This is a genomic window from Streptomyces sp. NL15-2K (genome assembly GCF_030551255.1).
GTDB lineage: Bacteria > Actinomycetota > Actinomycetes > Streptomycetales > Streptomycetaceae > Streptomyces.
Map to the genome: position 1 here is coordinate 803382 of NZ_CP130630.1, position 24370 is coordinate 827751.

The following is a 24370-nucleotide window of genomic DNA, read 5'->3' on the forward strand; positions in this document are numbered from 1 at the left end:
GACGGGACTGGTTCCCGTCCGGACCGCGCGAGGTGGCCTCAACGGGCCGCTCAGCCGGCCGGAACCTCCAGCTTGCTGACGCGGACCGCGCCCTGGACCTCGCCCGGGTGGCGGCTGGTGAAGGTGAGCCGCAGCCGGGAGCCGCGGACGGCGTCGAAGGTGATCATCGTAGGCTCGTCGGAGGCGGTGGCCCAGTCGACGGCCGCCCCCTTCACCGGCACGTACCGGCAGCCGTCCCACACCTCGGCCTCGACGGAGGCGGGCAGGCTGTGGGTCGCGCTCAGTGTGAAGGAGACCTCCACGCGGTCGAAGGTCCTGCTCCGTCCGAAGTCCACGCAGACCCAGTCCTCGGCCCGGGCGCCGTTGAACGCGGGCAGCAGGGCGGTGGCGGCCTTGTTGAAGGCGTTGGACCAGCCGGTGGCCGGGTCGCCGTCGAGCATCGCGGCGGGCAGGGTGTCCGGGCGGCCGGAGTAACTGGCGTCCGCGTACGGGTAGTTCGGGGGCGCCGGGTGGTCGGGCTGGAATGCTGCCGCCGCAGTGGTCGCCGCCGAGCGGGCGGGCACGGTCCGCACGGTCACGGTGTCCGGCCGCAGGCCCGCCACGCGGGCGGCCACCTTCAGGGCGCCCGGCTTCGTTCCGGACCGTACGATCGCGAGCGCCTTGCCGTGGAAGGCGGTCCGGGTGCTCGCCTGGTAGCGCTCGGCGCTCTCCTCGCGGCCGTTGTCGAGCCCGGCGAGCGAGCCGCCCGTCACGTCGAAGGAGATCAGGTGCTCGGCGCCGGGCACCACCACCCCGCGGGCGTCGACGATGTCCGCGGTGACGAAGACCAGCGAACGGCCGTCGGCCGCCAGGGACTTGCGGTCGGCGGTGAGGCGTACGGCGTGCGGCGCCCCGGCCGTGCGCAGGACGTCGGTGGCGACCACCTTGCCGTCGCGGCGCGCGACCGCCCTCAGCTCACCCGGCTCGTACGGCACTTTCCAGGTGAGGTGGAGCTTGCCCGCGCTGCCGTTCGGGCTGGTGTAACTGCCGGGGTAGGGGCCGTCGGTGAAGGTCTTGTCGTCGCCGGTGGCCTCGGTGGTCTCCAGGTATTCCCGGCCGTCGACGGTCTTCTTGGTGTCGAACCGCCGTACGCCCAGGGACTTGCCGTTGAGGAACAGCTCGACGGTGTCGACGTTGGAGTACGCCCACACCTCGACCGTGTCGCCCTCCTCGTGGTTCCAGGTCATCGGCAGCAGATGGACCATGGGCTCGCTGATCCACTGGCTCTGGAACAGGTAGTACATGTCCTTCGGGAAGCCGGCCGTGTCGACCGCGCCGAAGAAGGAGGCCTTGACCGGGAAGACGTCGTACGGCGTGGGCTCGCCGATGTAGTCGATGCCCGACCACAGGAACTGCCCGGTGAACCACTTCCGGTCCCGGTCCTTCTTGTGGCCGTACTCGCCGCTCATGGTCCAGGAGGCGAGGTTGTTGTCGTACGACGAGGTCGCCCGCTTGCCCGGCGTGTAGTTCTCGCCCGTGTTGAGGCGCTCCGGTTCCTGGTAGGTGCCGCGAGTCGACGTCTCGGAGGACGACTCCGACTCGAAGAGGAACAGGTTCGGGTAGCGGGCGTGCAGGGCGTCCACCGACTTGGCGGTGTTGTAGTTGAGCCCGAGGCCGTCGAGCTTGGCGAGGATCAGGTCGCCCGGGGAACCCACGGCGGGCAGGCTGCGGTGCCGGTGGGAACCGATCACGATCGGGCGGGTGGCGTCGGTCGCCTTGACCGCGGCGATGAGCCGGTCCGCCATGGCGAGGCCGGCGGTGGAGGTGAACTCCGAGACCTCGTTGCCGATCGACCACATGATGACGGCGGGCGAGTTGCGGGCGGCCAGCACCATCTCGGTGACGTCCTTGTCGGCCCACTCGTCGAAGAACCGGCCGTAGTCGTACCGCGTCTTGGGGCTCTTCCAGCAGTCGAACGCCTCCACCATCATCACGATGCCCATCTCCTCGCAGACCTCGATCATCTCCGGCGAGGGCGGGTTGTGGGAGGTGCGGAAGGCGTTGACGCCCATCGACTTCATGATGGTCATCTGCCTGCGGATCGCGTCGATGCTGACGGCCGCGCCGAGCGCGCCGAGGTCGTGGTGCAGGTCGACGCCCCTGAGCTTGGCGTAGCGGCCGTTGAGGTGGAAGCCCTCGTTCGGGTCGATGCGGACGGTGCGAATGCCGAAGGGGGTGCGGAAGGTGTCGACCGTCTTGCCGGCGACGCGCAGTTCGGTTTCCAGGGTGTAGCGGTGAGGCGACGCGAAGTCCCACAACCTCGGCTTGGCGACGGCGAGTTCGTGGGTCTCGGTGGCCTGGTCGGTCACGGCGACCGTGGTCGCCGTGCGCGCGACCGTACGGCCGTCGGCGTCCTTGATCCGCGACCGGACCTCGACCTCGCTCACGGTGCCGGTCTCGTCGACCACCGAGGTCCGCACCTTGACCGACGCCCGGTCCTTGGTGATGTCGGGCGTCGTGACATACGTCCCCCAGCGCGCCACGTGCACCGGTTCGGTGACGACCAGGCGGGCCTCGCGGTAGATGCCACTGCCCGAGTACCAGCGGCTGCTGGGCAGCCGGTTCTGCACCTTGACCGCGATCACGTTCTCGGTGGTGCCGTCCGTGTGCACCAGGTCGGTGACGTCGAAGGCGAAGCCGGTGTAGCCGTAGGGGTGCCGGCCGACCTCGGTGCCGTTGCAATAGACGTGCGAGTCCATGTAGACGCCGTCGAACTCCACGGAGATCCGCTTGCCGGCGAGGGCGGGCGGCAGGGTGAAGGCGAGGCGGTACCAGCCGAGGCCTCCGGGGAAGAAGCCGGTGCCGCTGGTGGTGCCGTGCTCGGTGGTGGGCGTCTGCTCGATGCTCCAGTCGTGCGGAACCGCGACCGTGCGCCAGCCCGAGTCGTCGTAACCGGGCGCGGCGGCGTCGGCGTACGCGCCGGTCGGGTCGGTGATCCCACCCGGGTTGACCAGCGCGAAGCGCCAGCCGTCACGCAGGGCGACCGTGCTGCGGCCGGACGCGCCTGAGGCGGCCCCGGCGGCGTCCGCGGCCCACGCGGCCGGGGCGCCCAGGAGCGCTCCGGCCGCCGGCGCGGCCGCGGAGGCGACTAAGACCGATCTGCGAGTGACCGACATGGCGGCTCTCCCTCATTAGGGCCCAGAAGTACTCACAACTGATCGTGAACAAACAGATTCTTTCCGTTGGTCACACAGGGCCGTCAAGAGTGCGGTGACGAGCTTCTGCCCCAGGCGTCACATCGGCTGGATTTGCCTCTTGACCAGCGCCGGGCAGCGGCCCCGCGCGAACACGGGTTCCCGTCCGCGTAGGGCCGCGACGCACTAGGCTGAACCCCAGTGACACACCCTGTTCACTGTGAGTGTGCGCGATGGAGTGGCGACGATGAGCCCGGTGTACCCGTTCGACGATGCCGCGACGGCGCGGGCTGTCATCGACGAGGCGGGCACGCTGGTGGAGTGGAACGACGGTGCCCGTCGGCTCCTTGGCCACTCGGCCGCCGAGGTCGTGGGCCGCCCCGCCGCCGAGCTGCTGGCGGACGAGGGTGCGGCCGGCCGGACCTCCGTGTTGGTGCCCGACGGATCCCGCTGGGACGGCACACTCACACTGCGTCACCGCGACGGCTCGACGGTGTCCGTGTGGCTGCTCGCCCACCACAAACAGCCGGAGGGCGAGAACTCCGGCCACTGGCTGGTGGTCACCCCGCTCGAGAGCGACGGCCCGTACTCCCCCGACGACCCGCTGGAGAGGGCCGAGCTCGTCCAGTCTCCGTGCGCCATCGCCATCTACGACGAGCGGCTGAGACTGCGCAGGATGAACGCCGCCATGGCCGAGGTGCTCGGGCTGCCCGAGGAGCGGGTGCGGGGTCTGCGGGTGCCCGAGCTGAGCGGCAGACCCCAGAGCGTGGAGATCGAGCAGCATCTGCACCACGTGCTCACCACCGGCCGGGGACACGACGTACGGACGTATCTGCCGATCGGCGAGAGCGGCCGGATGAACGCCTGGCTGGCCCGGATGGCCCCGATCACCGACGCCGAGGGCCGGGCGCGCGGGGTGTGTGTCGCCGCCCACGACTTCACCGAGCAGTACATGGCCCGGGAACGGCTCCAGCTGGTGAACGAGGCCAGCATCCGGATCGGCACCACCCTCGACGTCACCCGCACGGCTCAGGAACTGGCGGACGTCTGTGTCCCCGGCCTCGCCGACTTCGTCAGCGTGGACCTGCTGGACCCGCCGGACTCGGACGGCGAGTCCACGGCACGGCTCACCGCGCCGATCAGCCTGCGCCGTGCGGCGCACCGGTCGATCAACTCGGGCAACCCCGAGGCCGTGGCCAAGCCCGGTCAGGTGGACGTCTATCCCGCTTCCTCTCCTCAGGCGGACTCCCTGCTGGTGGGTCACACCATCGTGGCGTCGATGGACACCGACGATCTCGCCGAGTGGCTCGCCTGGGACCCGGTGCGCAGCGAACGCGTCAAACGGCACGGCATCCACTCCACGATGTCCGTGCCGATCCAGGCCCGTGGCGTGACGCTCGGTGTCGCCGTCCTCTCCCGGTTCCGGCGCGCGGACCGCTTCACGCCCGACGACGTGCTGCTGGCCGAGGAGGTCACGGCCCGGGCCGCCGTCTGCATCGACAACGCCCGCCGCTACTCGCGCGAACGCGAGACCGCCCTCGCCCTGCAACGCAGCCTGCTGCCCCGCTCGCTGCCGCGCACGGCCGCCGTGGAAGCCGCCTCGCGGTACCTGCCGGCGGCGCGGGCCGGCGGGGTGGGCGGGGACTGGTTCGACGTGATCCCGCTGTCCGGGATGCGGGTCGCGATGGTCGTCGGGGACGTCGTCGGCCGCGGCATCCAGGCCTCGGCCACGATGGGCCGGCTGCGCACCGCCGTACGCACCCTGGCGGACATCGACCTGGCCCCCGACGAGCTGCTGACCCACCTCGACGACCTGGTCGTACGGCTGTCCACGGAGGCCGGCGGCGAAGGCAGCCCCGGCGAGGTCGGCGCGACCTGCCTGTACGCGGTGTACGACCCGGTGTCGCGGCGCTGCACGCTGGCCCGGGCCGGTCATCCCTCGCCCGTCATGCTCCCGCCGGGCGGCGCGCCTGTGGAGGTCGACCTGCCCGCCGGGCCGCCGCTGGGCCTGGGCGGGCTGCCGTTCGAGTCCGCCGAGCTCGAACTGCCCGAGGGCACCGTTCTCTCCCTGTACACCGACGGGCTGATCGAGAGCCGCGACCGGGACGTCGATGCCGGCCACACACTGCTCTGCGACGCCCTGGCGTCCTTCTCGGGCTCACTGGAGGAGACCTGCGACCGCGTCCTGCACGGACTGCTGACGCCGGGCGGCGCCCTGGACGACGTGGCGCTGCTGCTGGCCCGCACCCTCGGGCTGCCCGCTTCTCAGGTCGCCACCTGGGACATCCCGGCGGACCCGGCGCTGGTCGCGCCGATCCGCAAGCAGGTCGTCTCCCAGCTCGGCATCTGGGCCCTGAGCGAGGTGGCGTTCACCGCCGAACTGGTGGTCAGCGAGCTGGTGACCAACGCCATCCGGTACGGCTCCCAGCCCATCCGGCTGCGGCTGATCCACGACGCGACGACGCTGATCTGCGAGGTCTCCGACACCAGCCACACGGCTCCGCACCTGCGCCGCGCCAAGACGTGGGACGAGGGCGGGCGCGGTCTGCTGCTGGTCGCCCAGCTCACCCAGCGCTGGGGCAGCCGGCACACGGTCGACGGCAAGACGATCTGGGCGGAGATCGCTCTCCTCGACGAGGAGTGAGGGTGCGCGCCGTCGCCGACGGTCTGGTGACCGCCTGCGGCAACGGCGACGGCGCGACGAGCGCTCCGCACAAGCTGCCCGGGACGGCCCGGCCGCGCCCGCGTCCCGCAAGCACGCGCTGTCACGCCTCCGAGCTGCGCGCGTCCGTCGGCCGCGGGGCCTGCGCGGACAACGCGTCCGAGGCCCTTGGCGGTCTCTTACCGCGGCCTGCTTCAATGGCCGCGCTCGACCTGATCACGTCCTGAAGGATCCGCCCTGACCGCCCCGCTCGCCGAAGTCCTGTCCGTGGCGCTGCTCGTCGCCGTCCTCGCCTGGGCGGTGCTCCGCCCGTTCGGATGGCCGGAGGCGGTGATGGCGGTCCCGGCGGCCGGGGTGGCGATCGCGACCGGGGCGATCTCGCTGGAGCATGCGCGGGCGGAGGCCGCGCGGCTCGGGCCGGTGGTCGGTTTCCTCGCGGCGGTGCTGGTGCTCGCCCACTTCTGCGACGTCGAAGGGTTGTTCCAGGCGTGCGGGGCGTGGATGGCTCGCCGGGCGTCGGGGTCCCCCGAGCGGTTGCTGACGGCGGTGTTCGTGCTGGCGTCGGCGATCACGGCCGTACTCAGTCTGGACGCCACCGTGGTGCTGCTGACGCCGGTGGTCTTCGCCACCGCCTCCCGGATGGGCGTCGCCGCCAAGCCCCACGCCTATGCAAGCGCGCACCTGTCGAACACGGCCTCGCTGCTGCTGCCGGTCTCCAACCTCACCAACCTGCTGGCGTTCACGACGAGCAGGCTGAGCTTCACGCGGTTCGCGGCGCTGATGGCATTGCCCTGGCTGGTCGCGATCGTCGCCGAGTACGCGGTCTTCCGGCGCTTCTTCGAGCGGGACCTCACAGCGTCGACCCACTCCCCCGACCCCTCCGACGCTCCCGAACCACCGCTGTTCGCGCTCGTCACCGTCGCCTGCACGCTGGCCGGGTTCGCCGTGACCTCCGCCCTCGGCATCGAGCCGGCCTGGGCCGCGCTCGCCGGGGCGCTCGTACTGGCGGGCCGGGCGCTCGTATGGCGCCGGGCCGCCCCGCTCACGGTGGTGCGGGCGGCGGCGCCGTCGTTCCTGGCGTTCGTGCTCGCGCTCGGCATCGTCGTGCGCGCGGTGGTCGACCACGGCCTGGCCGACGCGTTGCGGCACGTGCTGCCCGGCGGGTCCGGGCTGCCCGCCCTGCTCGGCATCGCGGCGCTGGCCGCCGTACTGGCGAACCTGATCAACAACCTGCCCGCGGTCCTGGTGCTGCTGCCGCTGACCGCCGGGGCCGGACCCGGCGCGGTCCTCGCGGTGCTGCTCGGGGTGAACATCGGCCCGAACCTCACCTACGCCGGATCGCTGGCCACCTTGCTGTGGCGGCGCATCGCCCACGAGCACGGGCACGAGGTCGAGCTCAGGGAGTTCACCCGGCTCGGCATGCTCTCCGTGCCGGCCGCGCTCGTGCCCGCCGTGGTGGCGCTGTGGGCGTCGCTCAAGGTCGTCGGAGGCTGAACGGGTCCCGAATGACCGGTCAGCGGCGGCCGTCCTGGTACCCGTATCCGTTGTACCCGCCGTACCCGCCCCAGCCGTTCTGGTCGTACTGGCCGTTCTGGCCGTTCCACGAGCAGGAGTACGGGTTGTAGTAGCAGGACGCGTCGCCCGTGGGGTACGGGTTCGTCGGAGTCGGCGAGGGCTTCGGGGCGGACGGGGTCGCGGACGGCGTCGGTGTGGGCGTGGGCGCGGGTGTCTTCGGCAGCTCGGGGCTGGTGGGCTTGGCCTCGGGTGTCTTGGAAGGCGTGGCGCCCGCTTCCCAGTTGACCACCTCCATCTGGAGGTCCGTCTTCGAGGTGTCGATGACCCAGCGCTGGGCGGAGCCGTCGTCGCGGGTCTTCAGGACCAGCGCGCCCCCTCCGTCGGTGGCGGCCGGGGTCAGGGCGAGGTCCTGGCTCCAGCGCGGGACCAGGGTGCCCTGGAGGGTGAAGTCGTAGCGGACGTTCTTGGTGTCCGGCTTTTCCGCGCCGCTGCACGGGGCCAGCCGCACCGAGTAGCCGAGGTGGGAGTCCAGGCAGAGGTCGGGGTCCTCCGCGTTGCGCAGCAGTCCGTCGGGCTCGTACGACCATCGTTGGGAGGCGTCCGAGGAGCAGGTGATGAGCTCGGTCTCCGCGCCCTTGACGGCCTTGTTGCCGACGACGCCGACGCACAGCCCGGAGGTGACATTGTGCAGTCGGCCGCGCAGGGTGCCCTGCTCCGCGTCACCGGCGTCGGCCCAGGACGGGTCGGAGGTCGAGGTGCCCGAGTCCGCTCCGGGCTGCTCGGCGGCGCGGCCCTCGTCGGCCGGGCCGGTGCCGTCGGAGGAGTCGAGGGAGGACCACAGCACCAACGGCAGGACGATCAGGCCGCTCACGGTCATGACGGCCACGGCCAGGTTGCGGCGGGAGGCGCGCCGGGCTGCCTTGTGCGCCGAGCGTCGGGAGGCGGAGCGTGGGCCGCCGGTACGCGCGGCTGCGCGGGCGGCGGTACGGGGACCGGTGCGCGGGGCGGACGCCTCGGGGCGGAAGGTCTCGGTCCCGGAACCGAGGGGCTCGGAGCCGAGGGGCTCGGAGCCGAGGGGCTCAGAACCGAACGTCCCGGAGCCGAACGTCCCGGAGGCGAGAGTCTCGGAACCGAAGGCCTCTGAACCCAGGGGCTCGGAACCGAAGGCCTCGGAAGCCAAGGCCTCAGGACCGAAGGCCTCGGAACCGAAGGCCTCGGAAGCCAAGGCCTCAGGACCGAAGGCCTCGGAAGCCAAGGCCTCGGGACTCAAGGTCTCGGCACCGAAGGTCCCGCCCGCGACGGCCGAAGGCCGGCCCTCCGGCATGGGAGGGAAGGACGGGAAGGGCGGCAGTGCCTGACCCGAGGCGGTCGGGGGCTCGGCAGCCTCCTCGGCGAAGAAGGATTCACCCGCGATGGCCGGGGCCGGCGCCGGTGTCTGAGCCTCGTCGGGGACGGCGTGCACACGCGCGCGTGCTTCCTGATAGACGCGGGCACCCCAGCCGAGCACGGCTTCCGCCAGGGCGATGCCGAGACCCTCGTTGAACTGGTGCAACTGGTCGGCGGTGTACCGGCAGTGCCGACATCCGTCGAGGTGGCCGCGGAGGTCCGTGTCGATGTCGGCGCCGCCGCGCCGGTAGGTGACGTCCAGCAGCCGGAGGTAGTGCCGGCACTCCTGCTCGGGGGCGAGTTCGCGGTGGAGTTGGAGGCACTCCTCGCGCAACCGCTCGTGGGCGCGCCGAACTTCGACGCGGGCGTCCTCCTCGTCCAGACCCAGCAGGGCGGCGGGCACGCCGAGCGGCTCGGCCTCGACCTCGGTGTGCCACAGCAGGCAGCGGGCGGGCTGCGGCAGTCTCTGGAACGCCCCCGACAGCACCCGGCGGTCCGGCGATGGCAGCAGGCGAGCCGCGACGCGGTCCCCGCCGCCCTCGGTTCTCAGTTCCGGGTGCAGCAGTTCGCGTCTGCCGTCGGTGTCCCACTCCGCCGCGATACGGCGCACGGTGACGAGCAGATGCGGGCGCCATGCGGACGTCGGTCCGGTCTGCCGCAGGGATTCCCCGAAGAGCCTCGTGAATGCCGCGGTGGTGAGCATTCCCGCGGGACGCGGGCCGTCGGTGCACAGCCGTGCGTAGGCGAAGGCCGCTTCCCAGTGCCGGTCGAGAAGTTCACCGACGGGCTGGACCGCGGGTGTCGCCCCACTCCACTTCTTCAGTTCAGCGCTCAGTTGCTCGTCCGTGGCTTCGGACGGCCGAGCGGGAGTCGGGGAATTCGACAGGCCTGCGTCATGCACGGCGGCATTCCTCCCGAGGGCTTGCTTCATAAAGTCCATACCAATGGGTATGCGATCCCGTCGACGACGGGGCGGGCACACCCGCACATGGTTCGGCATCTCGAACGCCCGCCAGGGGCAGCTCTTTTGAAGCGTGAGGGACGTACGGGAGCGGCCTCGTACGCACAGGGGGAATTGTTTTGTCCGTGCGTCGACAGGGCACACCTTTGCACAGGCCACCGAGGCGGAACAAGCGATCTCACGGTTTTGTGCGTTATGTGCACGGCAGCGGGATTGACGAAACGTCAATAGCGATGCTTTAGGGATTGCCGCAGAATCGGCACGCTGAATGAGAATGACATTCACTTGGCTCCGCCCCAACCATTGAACTGCCACTCCACCGCACATTCGGCCGGTCCTGGCAGATCACCTTCCAACCATTGGGCCGCTTGCCCGGTAGGCGCCCGGCGGCATCCCGTAGCGCTCGCGGAAGACCCGGTTGAAGTGGAAGGGGCTGGCGAACCCGGAGGCCGCGGCCACGCGCTCCACGGACAGGTCGGTGCTCTCCAGCAGCCGGGCCGCGTGATGCAGACGGGCCTCGCGCAGCGCCCGCATCGGGGACCGGCCGAGCTGCTCGGTGAACAGGTGCGCGAACCGGGAGGGGGACAGCGACACGGCGGCGGCGAGCGAACGGACGGTGTGCGGGGCGCCCGGGTCGGCGGCGATCAGCTCCTGGGCCCGGCGCACCCGGGGGTCGACGCCGGGCGGCGGCGACGGCGTACGCGCGGCGCCGACGGTGAGCAGGACGACTTCCTCCAGCGCGCACAGGGCGAGTTCCCTGGCCGCGCTGCCGTGCGCCACGGCGACCCGCTCCCGGCCGTCCCCGGGTTCGGAGGCGGGCGGGGTGCCGGTCCCGGTCCAGCGGGCGTCGGCGAGCATGCGGCCGAACGCGGCCTCGATCCGGCCGTGGACGCCCGGGTGGGCGGGGGTGACGACGTACATGCCGTCGCCGGCGTCGTACGGCCGCAGCCAGGCGGGCCAGGACGGTCGGGACTGGCAGTGCACCCACCAGAACCGCCAGTGCGCCGCGCCCGGTTCGGTCCCGTAGTCGTGCCGGACGCCGGGGGCGAGCACCACCAGGTCCCCGGCGCCCGCCCGCGTCTCGCTCGCGCCCTGGCGCAGCCGACCGCGGCCACCAGTCGTCCAGGTGAACAGCCAGCTGTCGGCGCCGTGCGGCCGGTGCACGCCGTAGCCGGGGAGCTGGTCGAAGCGGCCGACCGCCACCAGCCCTGGGGGCGGGGCGGGATCCCCGGGCGCGGCAGCCTCGGACAATCCGTCAGCGGTCACGGGCATCCTCCTTCACCGTGCTCCCGCCTAGCCTGACGTATCGGAACCACCTCACCGAGGAGTGGAACGCATGACAGCCACGGATATCGGCGCCGCCGGCGCCCCCATCCTGCCCGAGGCCGAGCTGCGGCAGTTCCGGCAGGACGGCTTCACGGTCGTGCGGGGGCTGTTCGGGTACGACGAGATCGACCGGCTGTGTGCGGAGTTCGCGGCGCTGCACGCGGCCGGGCCGGTGCCCGGGCACTTCGAACCGCGCTCGTCCGCGGACCCGCTGCACCGGTACCCGAGGGTGATGCACCCCCACGAGATCAACGACCTCGCGCTGCGCGTCCTGCTGGACCCGCGGCTGCGCGACGTGCTGCGGACGCTGCTCGGCGAGGAGGTGCTGGCCGCGCAGAGCATGTTCTACTTCAAGCCGCCGGGTGCCCGGGGTCAGGCGCTGCACCAGGACAACTTCTATCTGCGGGTCGAGCCCGGCACGTGTGTGGCGGCCTGGGTGGCCTGCGACGTGATCGACCGGGTCAACGGCGGCTTGGAGGTCGTCCCCGGCACGCACCGGATGGAGGTGTTCTGCCCGGAGGAGGCGGACGCCGAACTGTCCTTCGCGCGGGAGTACGTGCCCCCGCCGCCGGGGCTCACGCCGGTGCCGGTCGACATGGAGCCCGGGGACGTGCTGTTCTTCAACGGCAGCCTGGTGCACGGCTCACAGCCCAACCGCACCGCCGACCGGTTCCGCCGCTCCTTCATCGGCCACTACGTCGGCCGTTCGACCGAGCGCATCGGGCACTACTACCGCACGCTGTCGATGAGCGGAGAGCGGGTGGCACTGCCGGAGAGCGAGGGCGCGGGTCCATGCGGCACGGAGTTCGCACCGAACGGGCCGCACTGACCCCGCTCCCCTCAGGAGTGGCCGATCAGGAGTGGCCGACGATGGGCCGTGCGGTGTAGGGCTGCTCCAGCTCCTCGATCTCCTTGTCGCTGAGCTCCAGTTCGACGGCGGCCACCGCGTCCTCGATGTGATGGGACTTGGCCGCGCCGACGATCGGCGCGGCCACCGTCTCCCGGTGCAGCAGCCAGGCGAGGGCCACCTGGGCGCGCGGGACGCCCCGGTCGTTCGCGATACGGGTGACGGCCTCGACGATCGTGCGGTCGCCCTCCTGGTAGAGGCGGCTGCCGAAGTTGTCGTTGGAGCTGCGTTCGGTGACGGTGCCCCAGTCCCGGGTGAGCCGGCCGCGGGCGAGCGGGCTCCACGGCAGCACGCCGACTCCCTGGTCCGCGCACAGCGGCAGCATCTCCCGCTCCTCCTCGCGGTAGAGGAGGTTGTAGTGGTTCTGCATGGCGACGAACCTGGTCCAGCCGTGCCGCTCGGCCGTGTACTGCATCTTGGAGAACTGCCAGGCATACATCGAACTGGCCCCGATGTAGCGCACCTTGCCCGCCTTGACCAGGTCGTGCAGCGCCTCCATCGTCTCCTCGACGGGCGTGTGCGGGTCGAAGCGGTGGATCTGGTACAGGTCGACGTAGTCGGTGCCGAGGCGGCCCAGACTGTGGTCGATCTCCGCCATGATCGCCTTGCGGGACAGCCCGGCGCCGTTGGGTCCGGGCCGCATCCGGCCGTTCACCTTGGTCGCGAGCACGATCTCGTCCCGGCGCGCGAAGTCGGCGAGCGCCTTGCCGACGATCTCCTCGCTGGTGCCGTCGGAGTAGACGTTCGCGGTGTCGAAGAAGTTGATCCCGGACTCCAGCGCCTGACGGATCAGCGGACGTGACGCCTCCTCGTCGAGGGTCCACTCGTGCACGCCGCGGTCGGGCAGGCCGTAGGTCATGCAGCCCAGACAGATCCGTGAGACGTCCAGGCCCGTCGAACCGAGCTTCACGTACTGCATCGTTGCCGCTCCTGCCTTCGGGGGGGGTGGGTACGAAGGGGAGCGTACGGCGTCGTGCGCATTCCGTGTCATACGTGACTTCGCCAGGCCCTGGACGGCACCCGCCCGTTGACGTGCGGCTTCCGGTTCGTAGACCGGCAGCGGCACGCGGAGGGAGTCGGGTTGCTGCCGGTGACATCCGCGACCGATTCCGCCGGCTGCCGGCCGGCTCCGCGCCGGAGCTCACCCTCTGACTCGGCCCAGCAGATCCAGCGCCCGCTCCCACCCGAACTCCGGCCGCCTGCCGTCCTCGCCCACCTCGCCGGAGTACGGCTCGCCGAAGCGGACGCCCATCCCGCGCAGCCGTACGAGGCTGTCCTGGTAGGCGGGGTGGGCGGCCAGCGCGTCGGCGACGCACGGCAGGACGGCGACGGGGACGCCCAGGCCGTGCGCCTCGCACAGGGTGGCCACGGCGAGGGTGTCGGCCAGGCCGGCCGCCCATTTGTTGAGGGTGTTGAAGGTGGCGGGCGCGACGACCACGGCGTCGGGCGGCGGGAAGGGGCGCGGATCGCCGGGGCTGCGCCAGGCCGAGCGGATCCGCCGTCCGGTCTGCGCCGCGACGGCCTCCGTGTCGAAGAAGCCGTTCATCGCGACGGGCGTGGCGATGACACCGACCTCCCAGTCCCGCTCGTGGGCGGCGGTGATCAGTTCGCTGACGTCGGCTGCGATCCCGGCGGCGCAGACGACGACGTAGAGGAAGGGCTTCCCGGCCTGTTCGCTCACCCGGGAACCCTACTCAACCGGCAGATGCGACCGGCCTGTTCGACCGGCCTATTCGACGGGAATGGACAGCCCGCGCTCGGCTTGCGGCCGCGGACCGAAGATGCGCCGCTGTCCCTCCTCGATGGGTACGTCGTTGATGCTGGCCTCGCGACGGGTCATCAGCCCGTGTTCGTCGAACTCCCACAGCTCGTTGCCGTACGACCGCCACCACCGGCCGTCGGCGTCCCGGCACTCGTACTGGAAGCGGACGGCGATGCGGTTGCCGTCGAACGCCCAGAGGTCCTTGCGCAGCGCGTACTCCCGCTCGCGCGCCCACTTCGCGGTGAGGAGGTCGACGATCTCCGCGCGGCCGGTGACGAAGGTGTCGCGGTTGCGCCACACCGAGTCCTCCGAGTGGGCGAGGGCCACCTTGTGCGGGTCGCGGGTGTTCCAGGCGTCCTCGGCGGCCTGGACCTTCTGCCGTGCGGTCTCACGGGTGAAGGGCGGCAGGGGCGGGCGGTCGGTCATGTCATCCTCCGTGAGCCAGCGGGGAGAACGAGCGTTCTCCGGCACGGCTGCTACGGTAGGAGAACGTTCGTTCTCGCGTCAAGGAGTGGTCGTCCATGGACAGCGCGGTCGCCCGGGAGCGGGTGCTGGACGCCGCCGAGGAGCTGTTCTACGGGCGGGGCATCCAGTCCGTCGGTATGGACGACATCCGCGGCACGTCCGGCGTCTCGCTCAAGCGGCTCTACCAGCTCTTCCCGGCGAAGGAGCAGCTGGTCGAGGCCTATCTGGAGCGACGGGACGGACGCTGGCGCGGGCGGCTCGCGGCGTACGTGGAGCGCGAGGAGGACCCGGAGCGGCGGATCCTGGCGGTCTTCGACTGGCTGGAGGAGTGGTTCGGCGAGGACGGGTTCCGCGGGTGCGCGTGGATCAATTCGTACGGCGAACTGGGCGCCACGTCAGCCCTGGTGGCGGCGCAGGTCCGGGCGCACAAGGAGGCGTTCGGCGCCTACCTCGCCACCCTCGTGGCCGACGCGGGGCGGTCCGCCGCGCTGGCCGGGCCGCTGTTCCTGCTCGCCGAGGGCGCCATGGTCACGGCGGGCATCACGCGCAGCACACAGCCGGCCGCCCAGGCACGCGAGGCGGCGCGGCTGCTGCTGGAGTCCCGTCCGTCAGGCCGGACAGGTGCGGCAGGAGGCCGGTGAGGGGCAGCTCGGCGGCGATGAGGTGGAGGTTCTCCGGCGCCACTCCACCTGTGTCCGGGTCGGCGTAGGCGCAGGGGAAGGTGGGCACCCGCCGCGGACCGGCTGGTGTCACTGCGGCCCCGCGTCTTCGGCAGGATCCGCCGGACAGCCCTGGACCTGCCGGAGCCGGAGGTCAGCCCACTGTCTCGGACACGGTGATGGCGCCGACCGGGCAGGCCCTGGCGGCCTCCCGCACCATCGGGTCGCCGCCGCCGTCCTCCCTGCCGGGCAGGAGGGTGCTGTAGCCGTCGTCGTCCTGGGTGAAGACGCCCGGGGCGGCCAGGGCGCACTGGCCGGCGCCGACGCAGACGTCCGTGTCGATGTCGATATGCATGAACGGAAGCCTCCTATCAGGTCACGGGGAGTTCCAGCATCCCCTGGACCGTGTCGCCCGTTTCCACGCGATCGGCACTGGTGGGTGCCGGGTCGCCCGGCGTCCATGGTGTCGGCCGCCGTCGCGCTCACCGGCTCGGCGGGCGGGCCCTGCGCGATCATCGCGTCGAGGTGTTCGGCCACGGTCCGCTGGCTGCGCGGGAGCACCCATGGGGCGACGACAAGTTCTGCCAGATCGGTGGCTGCGGCAATCCGGCAGCAGGAAAAATTCGTTTGTGGCCCCATCGTCCTCGCCCGCACCATCTGGCCATGCCGACGATCGAAGTTCTTCTGCCGCTGCCCGCCACCGCCGTTCTGCCGGGGCGCCTCCAGCAGAAGCCCTGCCGTCCCCGGAGGCCGACGCTTCCGCGCTCGTGACCGCCGCGCTCCTCGCGGGGCTGCTCGCTGGATACGGCATCGCCGTTCCCGTCGGCGCGGTCGGGACCTACCTCGTCTCTCTCACCGCTCGTACGTCCCTGCGGACCGGTGCCTGCGCCGCGCTGGGTGTCGCCACCGCCGACGGCGTGTACGCCCTGGTGGCCACGCTCGGAGGCGCGGCCCTCGCCGGCGCGCTGCGGCCGGTGCTGGTGCCGCTGCGCTGGGCCTCCGTCCTGGTGCTGGTCGCGCTGGCGCTCTGGGGCGCGGTCACGGCCGTACGCCAGTACCGGCCCCACCGGCTCGCCACCCGCTCCGACCCGCCGCCCCCGAGCCCGGCACGGGCGTTCCTGGGGCTGCTGGGCATCACCCTGCTCAACCCCACCACCGTGATCTACTTCGCGGCACTGGTCCTCGGCACGGACGCCGAGGACGCCGTACGGCCCCTGGAACAAGGGGTGTTCGTTCTGGCGGCGTTCGCCGCGTCCGCGAGCTGGCAGCTGTTGCTCGCCGGGAGTGGCGCGCTGCTGGGCCGTGCCTTGACGGGCCACCGGGGACGGCTGGTGACGGCGCTCGTGTCGAGCGCAGTGATCATGGCGTTGGCCGTGCGGATGGCGGTGGATCCGTCGTGACCGGGGACGAGGGGGCGCCGGGATCACCGTACGGCCCGGGCCGGCACGCCGATGGACCGCCGGCGATCACGGCGTGCAGGCGTGGGCGGCGGCACGAGTGGAGCGGTGCGTGGCGGCCCTCTTCCTTCTTCCTTCGGCCGGCTGTCGTACGGGGTCGACGCCGTCTGTGCCGGGTGCGACCCGTCGAGGGGCGATCACGCGTGAAGTAATGGCCTGGCGGTACCCGTTGGGGGCCGTAGGGGAACAAGGTAGGGATGAATGCCACACGCACTGGTGTTCATCTACGGTGCAAGTCAGCCGTAGTCGACGACGATGGGACGATGCCATGCCACTTGAGGGCGAGTACGAACCCAGCCCGACGCAGTGGGTGCGCGAGCAGGTGGAGCTGTACGAGAGCTCCGGCGGCACCAAGGGGACGACCCTGATGGACACGGGGATGCCGGTCATCCTGTTGACGACCCGGGGCGCGAAGAGCGGCAAGCTGCGCAAGACACCGCTGATGCGTGTCGAGCACGAGGGGCGGTACGCCGTCGTCGCCTCCCTGGGCGGGGCGCCCAAGCACCCGGTCTGGTACCACAACGTCAAGGCCGATCCCCATGTGGAGCTGCAGGACGGGCCGGTGAAGCAGGACATGAGGGCCCGTGAGGTCACCGGCGCCGAGAAGGCCGAGTGGTGGGAACGTGCCGTGGCCGCGTACCCGCCGTACGCGGACTACCAGAAGAAGACGGAACGGGAGATACCGGTCTTCGTGCTGGAGCCGACGGACGGCAACTGAGCCTTCCTGAAAAAATTCTCGCCCGGGGACGCATGGACCCGCGTCCGCCGGGCACCCGAGCGTCAGGCCCCGCCGCGTTCCCCCGTCGCGGCGGGGCTTTCTCGTGCCTCGGCCGCGGGCCGGTCGGTCACGTCGAGGAAGATCTGGTCCGCCTCGGCGATCGTGCCGGCGATGGACCGCTTGATGCGCACGGCGACCTCCTCGACCCGCTCGCTGTCCAGGCCGGGCACCAGGTCGATACGGGCGGCCACCAGCACAGAGTCCAGCCCCATCTTCATCGTGAACAGCGCCTCCACGCTGTCGATCTCGGGCTGCGCCTCCAGCAGGGCGCGGATCCGGCGGCTGGACTCCGGGTCGGCGGCCTCCCCGATCAGCTGGTCGCGCGCCTCACGCCCCAGCCGGTAGGCCACGTAGACGAGCAGCGCGCCGATCGCGAGGGAGGCGGACGCCTCCCACACGACCTGCCCGGTGGCCATGTGCAGTGCCATGCCGGTGATCGCGAGGGTGACGCCGAGCACCGCCGTGCCGTCCTCGGCGACGACCGTGCGCAGGGCCGGGTCGCGCAGGCCGTCCGTGCCCCTGCCCTGCCGGTGCGCCTGGTACAGGGCCCGGACCAGGGAGACACCCTCGGCGAGGAGGGAGACGCCCAGCACGATCAGGCCCGCCACGTATCCACTGAGCTTCTCCTCGGAGCCGCGGCTGAGGGCCTCGAAGGCCTGGAAGAAGGAGAAGCAGCCGCCCATGACGAAGATCCCGACGGCGGCGAGCAGTGACCAGAAGAACCGCTCCTTGCCGTAGCCGAAGGGGTGGCGCCGGTCGGCGGGGCGGCGGCTGCGCCGCAGTGCGGCGAGCAGGAAGACCTCGTTCATGCTGTCGGCCACGGAGTGCGCGGCCTCCGACAGCAGCGCCGGTGATGCGGCGACCAGGCCGCCGACGGTCTTGGCGACGGCGATCAACAGATTCGCCGCGAGTGCGACGAGCACGGTGACGCGTGTCCTGCGGTCCGCCTTCCTGTCCGTCGCCGACGCGGTCTTGGCCGAGGGGGTCGTGGCCGATCGTGTCTTGGCGGGCTCGTTCCTGGATGTCCGGTTCGTGGATGTGCCGCTCACCTTCGCCGACTGCCCCGGTCGGTACGACTCACACCGTGCCGTCGCCCGAAAACGGGGAACGCGTTCACCAGGACAGGCGCAGGTCTGGGAGGAAGCATGGACAGCGCGAACAGCGCGAACAGCACGAACAGCGCGGACGGCGGTAACAGCGCATACGGCAGGAAGACGTTCAAGCGGTCCAAGAGCCATTTCACGGACCGGGTCACGTCGGACGGCCGGGACGGCTGGCCGGTGGAGCCCGGCCGCTACCGTCTGGTGGTCAGCCGTGCCTGTCCGTGGGCGAGCCGGTCGCTGGTCTCCCGGCGGCTTCTCGGTCTGGAGGACGCGCTGTCCGTTGCCATCGCCGACCCGATCCAGGACGACCGCAGTTGGCGTTTCACCCTCGACCCCGACGGCCGCGACCCGGTCCTCGGCATCCGCTACCTCAGCGAGGCCTACGACCGGCGGGAGAGCGACTACCCGGGTGGAGTGAGCGTGCCCGCGATCGTGGACGTGCCCAGCGGCAAGCTGGTCACCAACGACTACCAGCGGATCACCCTGGACCTCGCCACCGAGTGGACGGCCCTGCACCGGGAGGGTGCGCCCGATCTGTACCCGAGGGCGCTGCGCGAGGAGATCGACGCGGTGATGGCGGACGTCTACGAGGACGTCAACAACGGCGTGTACCGGGCGGGCTTCGCCACCGGCCAGGAGGAGTACGAGGCCGCGTGCGCGGGCGTCTTCCGGCGCCTGGAGCTGCTGGCGCCCCGGCTGGCCCGGCAGCGCTATCTCGTCGGCGACACGATCACCGAGGCGGACATCCGGCTGTTCACCACCCTGGTCCGCTTCGACGCCGTCTACCACGGCCACTTCAAGTGCAACCGCTGGAAGCTGGCGGAGAACGAGGTCCTGTGGGCGTACGTCCGCGACCTCTATCAGACGCCGGGCTTCGGCGACACCGTCGACTTCGACCACATCAAGCGGCACTACTACCAGGTGCACACCGGCATCAATCCGACCGGCATCGTGCCTCTCGGGCCCGATCTGTCGGGGTGGCTGACGGCGCATCACCGGGAGGAGCTGGGCGGCCGGCCGTTCGGCGACGGGACACCACCCGGGCCGGTCCCCCCGGACGAGGAGGTCCCGGCACGGGGGCGGCCCTGACCGACGAAGGAGACGTACATGGCCAAGAAGAAGAAACTGAAGCTCCCCCTCGCCTACCAGCCCATCGGCTTCGTGCTGGGCTGGTCGAGCGGCTGGCTGGCGGGGCTCGCCTTCCGCAAGACGTGGATGGCTATCCGGCACGAGGAGGACGCGCCCGACGCGCTGGACCGGGACCGCGGCTGGGGAGAGATCCTGCTGGCCGCCGCGATCCAGGGCGCCATCTTCGCCGCGGTACGCAGCGCGGTGGACCGCACGGGCGCGAAGGCCATCGAACGCAAGACCGGTGTCTGGCCGGCCGGCGAGAAAGGCGGGCGCGACTGACCGCGGACGGCACCTCTGCCGGGCCCGGGGTTCGTTGTCCTCGCCCCGGCCCGGAAAGGTTTGCGGGCCCTGCCCTACCTGGGCGCGATCTGCAGGGTTCCGCCCCTTGCCGGACAGCGACGTGCGCGGCACAGCACTACCCGGAAGCCGCCGCCATTGGAGTGCGGCCCGGCTTGGGGGGTGCGCGGCCTACGATCCTGCTGCCCGGCCCTGCCCGGCGGGCGGCCTGCCGGCCGGCGCCGCTCGGCGGGTGGGGCCTGTGGGCCACGCGGCACCTTTGCCCGGCGACGCGACCGGGCGCACGGCCCACGCCCCCGGCCGGCGGGCGCCACCTACGCCCCCCCGGCTGCCCACTGGACGCACCTTGCAGCGCGCAGCCCCGCTCGCCCCGGACACCGCCGGCGTTGCCCAACCAGCACGACGGGCACACGGCCCGGCATCTAGTGCCGCGGCAGGCAACGTTTGCCCGTTAAGGAGCGGCGTCCGGTGCGTGCTCTCGGCGTGCCGGCCGGAAGCCCTCGTACTGGACGTACTTGGGCTTTCGGCCGGTGCGGCGAGAGTGCGTGCCGGACGCCGCGACGGGGCGAACGTTGCCTGTCGGGGCACTAGTGCCGCGGCAGGCAACGTTCGCCCCGTCGCGACGCCCGGCACGCTCCCCCACTGCCCTAAAGGCGTGGGAGGTGCCCCCACTCGCCGCACCGGGCACAGACCCAAGTACATCCAGTACGAGGGCCTGCGCCCGGCACGCCGAGAGCACGCGCCGGCTGCGGTCTTTGGCCGCTGCGCGGCGGGCGCTCCTTGACGGGCAAACGTTGCCTGCCGCGGCACTACCCCCTCACTGGCCGCGACCTCGCACCCCGCCCTGCCCGACACCAGGCCCGCGAGCCCCAGCCCTCCCCAGCAGACACACGCCACATCGCCCGCCCAGCACAACGGCCACACGACGCCCCACACCCAGCCCCACCAGCCGCGACCTGCGCAGGCGCCCGGCCGGCGGACGCGCGGCCTCGGCTCGGCGGGCGTAACCCTGCAGACCTGTGAGCGCCCCGCCTCAGCGGCCGTGGACCCACACACCCCAGACCCGGCTCACCGCCGCATTCCACAAACCCCAAATCCGGCCCAGCGAGCGCGGTCCCCCGGCAAGCCCAACCTGCCCGGCTCAACCCTGCTTCGGTGCGGTGGAAGTGGTGAGGCGCAGCGTGAAGGAGTGGCCTGACGGGTCGGAGTAGCCGCGTTCCTCGTGGGGGCCGGGTGCGTCCTTGGTCTCCAGTGGGCGGCCACCCAGGCCGACCACCTTGCGCTCAGCGTCGTCAAGGTCCTCCACCAGGAAGTCGAGGTGGGCCTGGAGGGCGTTCTCCGGGCGGGGCCAGCTCGGGGGCGTCGCGTTCATGTCGCGGCGGAAGGCCAGCCGGATGCCGTCGGCGCCCCTGATCTCCACCCGGTTGGCGCTCTCCTCGGTCTGCTCGGCCTCCAGCAGCTCCTTGTAGAACTCCGCGAGCTTCTCGGGGTCGGCGCAGTCGAGCACGACGACACCCGCTTTCACCAAGGCCATGTCTCCTCCGAAAGGTCCGCGGCGCGGGGCGCTCGTGTCCCGCGCCCTCCTCCTTGCGGATATCCCGGCCCGGCCGATTCAGTCGGCGACCAGCCACTCTCCGTCTCGCATCAGCTCACGCCCGTCCAGCTCGTTCGCCTCCCGCCAGGCCTGGATCCGGCGGGGCCGGACGCGGAAGTACAGGTAGGGCGTGGAGAGCTGACGGGGATCGAACCCGGTCCTGGCCGCGAAGAGGTCGGCCTCCTCCTCGGGCAGCTCGGCCGGAGTGAGGGTGTCGACCGTGCCCTCGACGATCACGACGTCGCGGGTGGGCCCGATGCCGAGGCGTGCCATGCCGGTCGTCCTGAGGTTCCGGCCGGTCGGGCTGGTGGCCGGGGTGGCCAGGAGCAGGGACGAACCGTCCCAGAGGAAGGACAACGGGACGAGGTACGGCGCTCCCCCGTCGCCGTCGGCCGTGGCGACCCACGTGTCCTCGTCGTGCTCCAGACGGTGCAGGGTGTCCTGCTTGCGCTGCTTGGCGGGGCGTGCGGGGGGTCGGGACATCGGCGGTCTACCTCCTGGCGCGGCATCGTCACGACCTGTGATGCCGTCTCAGGTGAGGGGCGACGCAGTATACGCAGCTCAACTCGCTTGAGCAGTAACGGATATCACGGTCAGGTCACAGTATAGATCATTTACGCTCTGGGCAGCCTCGTACCGCTTCTCGGTTCAACTTTCGGCCACAGAAGACCAGTTCGAGTGCGCAGGCGGTCAACTCGACCGTCTGATCGCAGGGGTGGGGGGTCTCTGCGCTCCGTCTCCCGAAAGGAAACGCATGCCTCAGGACGTCAAGTTCGGCCCTCCCTTCGACACCCCCGTCAGCAGACCTGTGGAGTACACCCAGGAGCGCCTCGGCCGACGACATGGTCGTCCTGATGAACTGGTTCTCCCTGGCCTTCCTCTTCGACGACCCGTTCGACGCCGACCGCCGAACCGCCTGACGGGCCGCGAGTGCTTCCTGATCAACACCGCTGAGGCGGCGACGCAGGTGCTCGTCTTGTAACAGGAGTGCTTCGACAAGGGCGGGCCGTTCATGGAAGGCCGGCGGTGTCGACGATGAACCTGCCGTGGACGAGCGGCTCACCGCGTTCGAGAACCCTTCCTCGGCCGTCAACGCAGCAGTCGTGTCCCTCGCGGTCGTTCGCAGCAGGAGCCGGAGCCGGTCGCGTGAGTCCGGCTGTTCAGCGAGGCCGTCGCGGATGGTGCGGAAGATTCTCGGACACGACCGGCCGGCAACCACGGTAGATCGACTTTATTGTCATGACCACAGCTTGATGGAGATCTGTGTGAAATCTCGAGTCGTAGGTGCTGTCCAGAGGGCGTTCGCCGACAGCTGGCTCGCGGCGCGGCCAAGCGCCCGGCTCCAGCCCACGGAGGCGGGGAACACCCTGGCCCACCTCTTGCTGGAGCGAATAAAGGGGAGCACGGAGGAGTACCGAGCGTGCCAGAACGCCGCTCAGCAGCGGCTGGACGCACTCGGATACCCCCACTCCAGCACCACGCTGCAGGTGGAGGGAGCCTTCCATCTGGCGCGGCCCGCGTTCCTCCCGCCCGACGAGAAGGGCTACGCCAGGTTGAAGCACCTCGACACCGGCCTGCGCGTGATCGAGGCAGCCTTCCCCCAGGTCAGCACCGATATTGAGGTCTGCCGACTGACCTGCATGATGCTGGAAGGGGCCTGGAGGAGCCGGGCACTCATCCCGCCGCGCGAGGAGGAGCAAACAACCGTCTGCGCCTGTCCTCTGTGCCGTCGGCTGCCCACGCCCCCCGCACGCACGCTGGATGACTACCGTTGGCGGCAGAGCGCCGGTCGTCCCCTCACCGTCAAGACCTGGCCGAACCGCCGGGAACTCGACAGCGTCCTGACCGGTGGATGGTCCTGGACCCGGCAGATGAACGACCTTGAACGAGATCTTGGCCACCGTCACCGCTTCGAAGACGACATGCTCGTCTTCCACGAATACAAACGCGTGATCGACACCATCGATACCACGCGCCTCACCCAACACGTCGAAGGCCGCTTGGCCGATGATTTCAGCACCAACAGCGCACGAGCCCTGATCTGCGGACTCTTCGCAGCCCATAAGCGATCCGTCGACGAGTACTGGCTCCAACAGCACGACGCAGGCAGCGTCACGCTCCCCCAGACCAACCCACTCAGCCAGAGCACCTACTCACTCCTGCAGATGCTGGACTGCCTGTTCTGGCACGTCGCCCCCGACACCGAACTGTGGCAGGAAGAAAACCTCGCCTCCCTGCTGCTGTGCCGCGTCATCGACGACATGGCCGATGTACGAGCCGACGCCCTCACCGGCGAGATCAGCAACTTCTGGCTCGCCGACATGCCCACCCACACCAAGGCGCTCTACGCTGCCTGCGCCATAGCCCTCGTCAAGTACGGCTGCATGCCCGAGGCGCACAGCCCGATGTGGAACACCTGGCTGATGACCACCACCATCGTCTGGATGGGGCTCACGGGCCGCCACGCCCTGTGGTTCGACGGCATCACCCAAGGCCTCCCCTCGGCCGAGGAGTGCACGCTTTGCGACCTCCAGCCCAACGCATGCACCGGCATCCTCACCCACGGCACCACCCTCACCATCGCCCCGCGGCCCACCACACCAGCACTGAGCCCCCGGACCGCCGAGCTATCCGCACGCTGCCGAGCCAAGTACCCCCGCACATGGCCCCTCTTCGACGCCGAGCTCCATGCCTTCGAAGCACTGCACGGCCCCTGGTACGGCAACACCGACAGCGCATGGGAGATCTTGCGCCGTACCTACATCGCCGCCGTGGAGGCATCCAGCGCGGCACCGTCGCCGGACCGCGCTCGTCATGTCCAACAGGACGCCGGCGTAGTCGGATCCGAAATGTTTCACACCCTGCACGACCCTCGAACCGGGAGGGAAGACACCACTCTGCTCGCCTACATGTTCGGCTGCGCCCACCCGCATTTCCTCTGGAACGCCACCGGATACCGTCCCACGGGCGTCGTAGGCGACTGGCTCGACGGCTGACAGGCGGTGGCTGTGTCGCGCGGACCGGGACTTCCCCCACGTGTACCGAGTATGCGTCTGTCGGAACGGTTTGGACAGGTGCGATCCGGCCCGTCCGGGTGACGAGTGGGCGCTGGTCACCGGCCGCTACGCCGCGGCCGAGGAGGGCCCGGTGGCCTCGGCCGACCGGCCGGGCGCGCCTCGGTGGACGGCCTGTCG

20 protein-coding genes are annotated in these 24370 nt (G+C 71.0%); 9 read left to right on the top strand and 11 right to left on the bottom strand.

The genetic code is table 11. The features are described 5' to 3' along the window. Positions 1-50: 50 nt before the first annotated feature. Positions 51-3155, bottom strand: a complete 3105-nt coding sequence (locus Q4V64_RS03285) for a glycoside hydrolase family 2 TIM barrel-domain containing protein (RefSeq protein WP_124437073.1) — start codon at positions 3153-3155, stop codon at positions 51-53. A gap of 265 nt (positions 3156-3420) precedes the next feature. Here Q4V64_RS03285 and Q4V64_RS03290 point away from each other — a divergent pair, with 265 nt between their 5' ends. Continuing rightward, complete coding sequence (locus tag Q4V64_RS03290) at positions 3421-5817, top strand: SpoIIE family protein phosphatase (RefSeq protein WP_124437074.1); 2397 nt, start codon at positions 3421-3423, stop codon at positions 5815-5817. 285 nt (positions 5818-6102) lie between these two features. Further along, on the top strand, positions 6103-7329 hold the full coding sequence (locus Q4V64_RS03295) for an SLC13 family permease (protein ID WP_253266659.1): 1227 nt from the start codon (positions 6103-6105) through the stop codon (positions 7327-7329). Between the two features lie 19 nt (positions 7330-7348). Here Q4V64_RS03295 and Q4V64_RS03300 read toward each other — a convergent pair whose 3' ends face one another. After that, the gene (locus Q4V64_RS03300) at positions 7349-9637 is read right to left on the bottom strand and encodes an RICIN domain-containing protein (RefSeq protein WP_303708890.1); all 2289 of its coding nucleotides are present in this window, start codon (positions 9635-9637) and stop codon (positions 7349-7351) included. A 405-nt stretch (positions 9638-10042) separates the two neighbouring features. After that, positions 10043-10969, bottom strand: coding sequence for a helix-turn-helix domain-containing protein (locus Q4V64_RS03305; RefSeq protein ID WP_124437076.1), 927 nt, complete (start codon positions 10967-10969; stop codon positions 10043-10045). Positions 10970-11033: 64 nt separating this feature from the next. On the opposite strand from Q4V64_RS03305, the gene Q4V64_RS03310 reads away from it, so the two are divergent. After that, positions 11034-11852: a phytanoyl-CoA dioxygenase family protein gene (locus Q4V64_RS03310; RefSeq protein ID WP_124437077.1), complete on the top strand. Its 819-nt coding sequence runs from the start codon at positions 11034-11036 to the stop codon at positions 11850-11852. Between the two features lie 25 nt (positions 11853-11877). On the opposite strand, the gene Q4V64_RS03315 is transcribed toward Q4V64_RS03310, so the two are convergent. The 3 genes from Q4V64_RS03315 to Q4V64_RS03325 all read right to left on the bottom strand — a co-directional run bounded on the left by Q4V64_RS03315 (position 11878) and on the right by Q4V64_RS03325 (position 14118). Continuing rightward, positions 11878-12849 (bottom strand): aldo/keto reductase, encoded by a 972-nt coding sequence (locus Q4V64_RS03315; RefSeq protein WP_124437078.1) that lies wholly within the window; start codon positions 12847-12849, stop codon positions 11878-11880. Between the two features lie 222 nt (positions 12850-13071). After that, entirely contained in the window at positions 13072-13611 is a 540-nt protein-coding gene (locus Q4V64_RS03320; protein WP_124437079.1) for a flavoprotein, read from the bottom strand. Between the two features lie 48 nt (positions 13612-13659). Then, positions 13660-14118 carry a nuclear transport factor 2 family protein gene (locus tag Q4V64_RS03325; protein WP_124437080.1) on the bottom strand — a complete coding sequence of 153 codons (459 nt, stop codon included), beginning with the start codon at positions 14116-14118 and terminating at the stop codon, positions 13660-13662. Positions 14119-14213: 95 nt separating this feature from the next. Between Q4V64_RS03325 and Q4V64_RS03330 the strand changes: the two genes are divergently transcribed. Continuing rightward, positions 14214-14798 carry a TetR/AcrR family transcriptional regulator gene (locus Q4V64_RS03330; protein ID WP_124437081.1) on the top strand — a complete coding sequence of 195 codons (585 nt, stop codon included), beginning with the start codon at positions 14214-14216 and terminating at the stop codon, positions 14796-14798. A gap of 172 nt (positions 14799-14970) precedes the next feature. On the opposite strand, the gene Q4V64_RS03335 is transcribed toward Q4V64_RS03330, so the two are convergent. After that, the gene (locus Q4V64_RS03335) at positions 14971-15171 is read right to left on the bottom strand and encodes a ferredoxin (RefSeq protein WP_124437082.1); all 201 of its coding nucleotides are present in this window, start codon (positions 15169-15171) and stop codon (positions 14971-14973) included. A gap of 412 nt (positions 15172-15583) precedes the next feature. On the opposite strand from Q4V64_RS03335, the gene Q4V64_RS03340 reads away from it, so the two are divergent. Both Q4V64_RS03340 and Q4V64_RS03345 read left to right on the top strand, forming a co-directional pair. Then, on the top strand, positions 15584-16216 hold the full coding sequence (locus tag Q4V64_RS03340; protein WP_124437083.1) for a LysE family transporter: 633 nt from the start codon (positions 15584-15586) through the stop codon (positions 16214-16216). A gap of 325 nt (positions 16217-16541) precedes the next feature. Then, positions 16542-16991 carry a nitroreductase family deazaflavin-dependent oxidoreductase gene (locus Q4V64_RS03345; protein WP_124437084.1) on the top strand — a complete coding sequence of 150 codons (450 nt, stop codon included), beginning with the start codon at positions 16542-16544 and terminating at the stop codon, positions 16989-16991. A 62-nt stretch (positions 16992-17053) separates the two neighbouring features. Here Q4V64_RS03345 and Q4V64_RS03350 read toward each other — a convergent pair whose 3' ends face one another. Then, complete coding sequence (locus tag Q4V64_RS03350) at positions 17054-17974, bottom strand: cation diffusion facilitator family transporter (protein WP_253266662.1); 921 nt, start codon at positions 17972-17974, stop codon at positions 17054-17056. A gap of 222 nt (positions 17975-18196) precedes the next feature. Here Q4V64_RS03350 and Q4V64_RS03355 point away from each other — a divergent pair, with 222 nt between their 5' ends. Beyond that, complete coding sequence (locus Q4V64_RS03355) at positions 18197-19243, top strand: glutathione S-transferase C-terminal domain-containing protein (protein WP_124437086.1); 1047 nt, start codon at positions 18197-18199, stop codon at positions 19241-19243. Positions 19244-19261: 18 nt separating this feature from the next. After that, positions 19262-19564 carry a DUF4235 domain-containing protein gene (locus Q4V64_RS03360; RefSeq protein ID WP_124437087.1) on the top strand — a complete coding sequence of 101 codons (303 nt, stop codon included), beginning with the start codon at positions 19262-19264 and terminating at the stop codon, positions 19562-19564. A 1159-nt stretch (positions 19565-20723) separates the two neighbouring features. Here Q4V64_RS03360 and Q4V64_RS03365 read toward each other — a convergent pair. The 3 genes from Q4V64_RS03365 to Q4V64_RS03375 all read right to left on the bottom strand — a co-directional run bounded on the left by Q4V64_RS03365 (position 20724) and on the right by Q4V64_RS03375 (position 22395). Then, on the bottom strand, positions 20724-21116 hold the full coding sequence (locus tag Q4V64_RS03365) for a VOC family protein (protein WP_124437094.1): 393 nt from the start codon (positions 21114-21116) through the stop codon (positions 20724-20726). A 78-nt stretch (positions 21117-21194) separates the two neighbouring features. Next, positions 21195-21659 carry a pyridoxamine 5'-phosphate oxidase family protein gene (locus Q4V64_RS03370; protein WP_124437095.1) on the bottom strand — a complete coding sequence of 155 codons (465 nt, stop codon included), beginning with the start codon at positions 21657-21659 and terminating at the stop codon, positions 21195-21197. A gap of 127 nt (positions 21660-21786) precedes the next feature. Then, complete coding sequence (locus Q4V64_RS03375) at positions 21787-22395, bottom strand: hypothetical protein (protein WP_172628969.1); 609 nt, start codon at positions 22393-22395, stop codon at positions 21787-21789. 334 nt (positions 22396-22729) lie between these two features. Here Q4V64_RS03375 and Q4V64_RS03380 point away from each other — a divergent pair, with 334 nt between their 5' ends. Continuing rightward, positions 22730-24172: a hypothetical protein gene (locus Q4V64_RS03380; protein ID WP_253266663.1), complete on the top strand. Its 1443-nt coding sequence runs from the start codon at positions 22730-22732 to the stop codon at positions 24170-24172. The last annotated feature ends 198 nt before the right edge of the window (positions 24173-24370 follow it).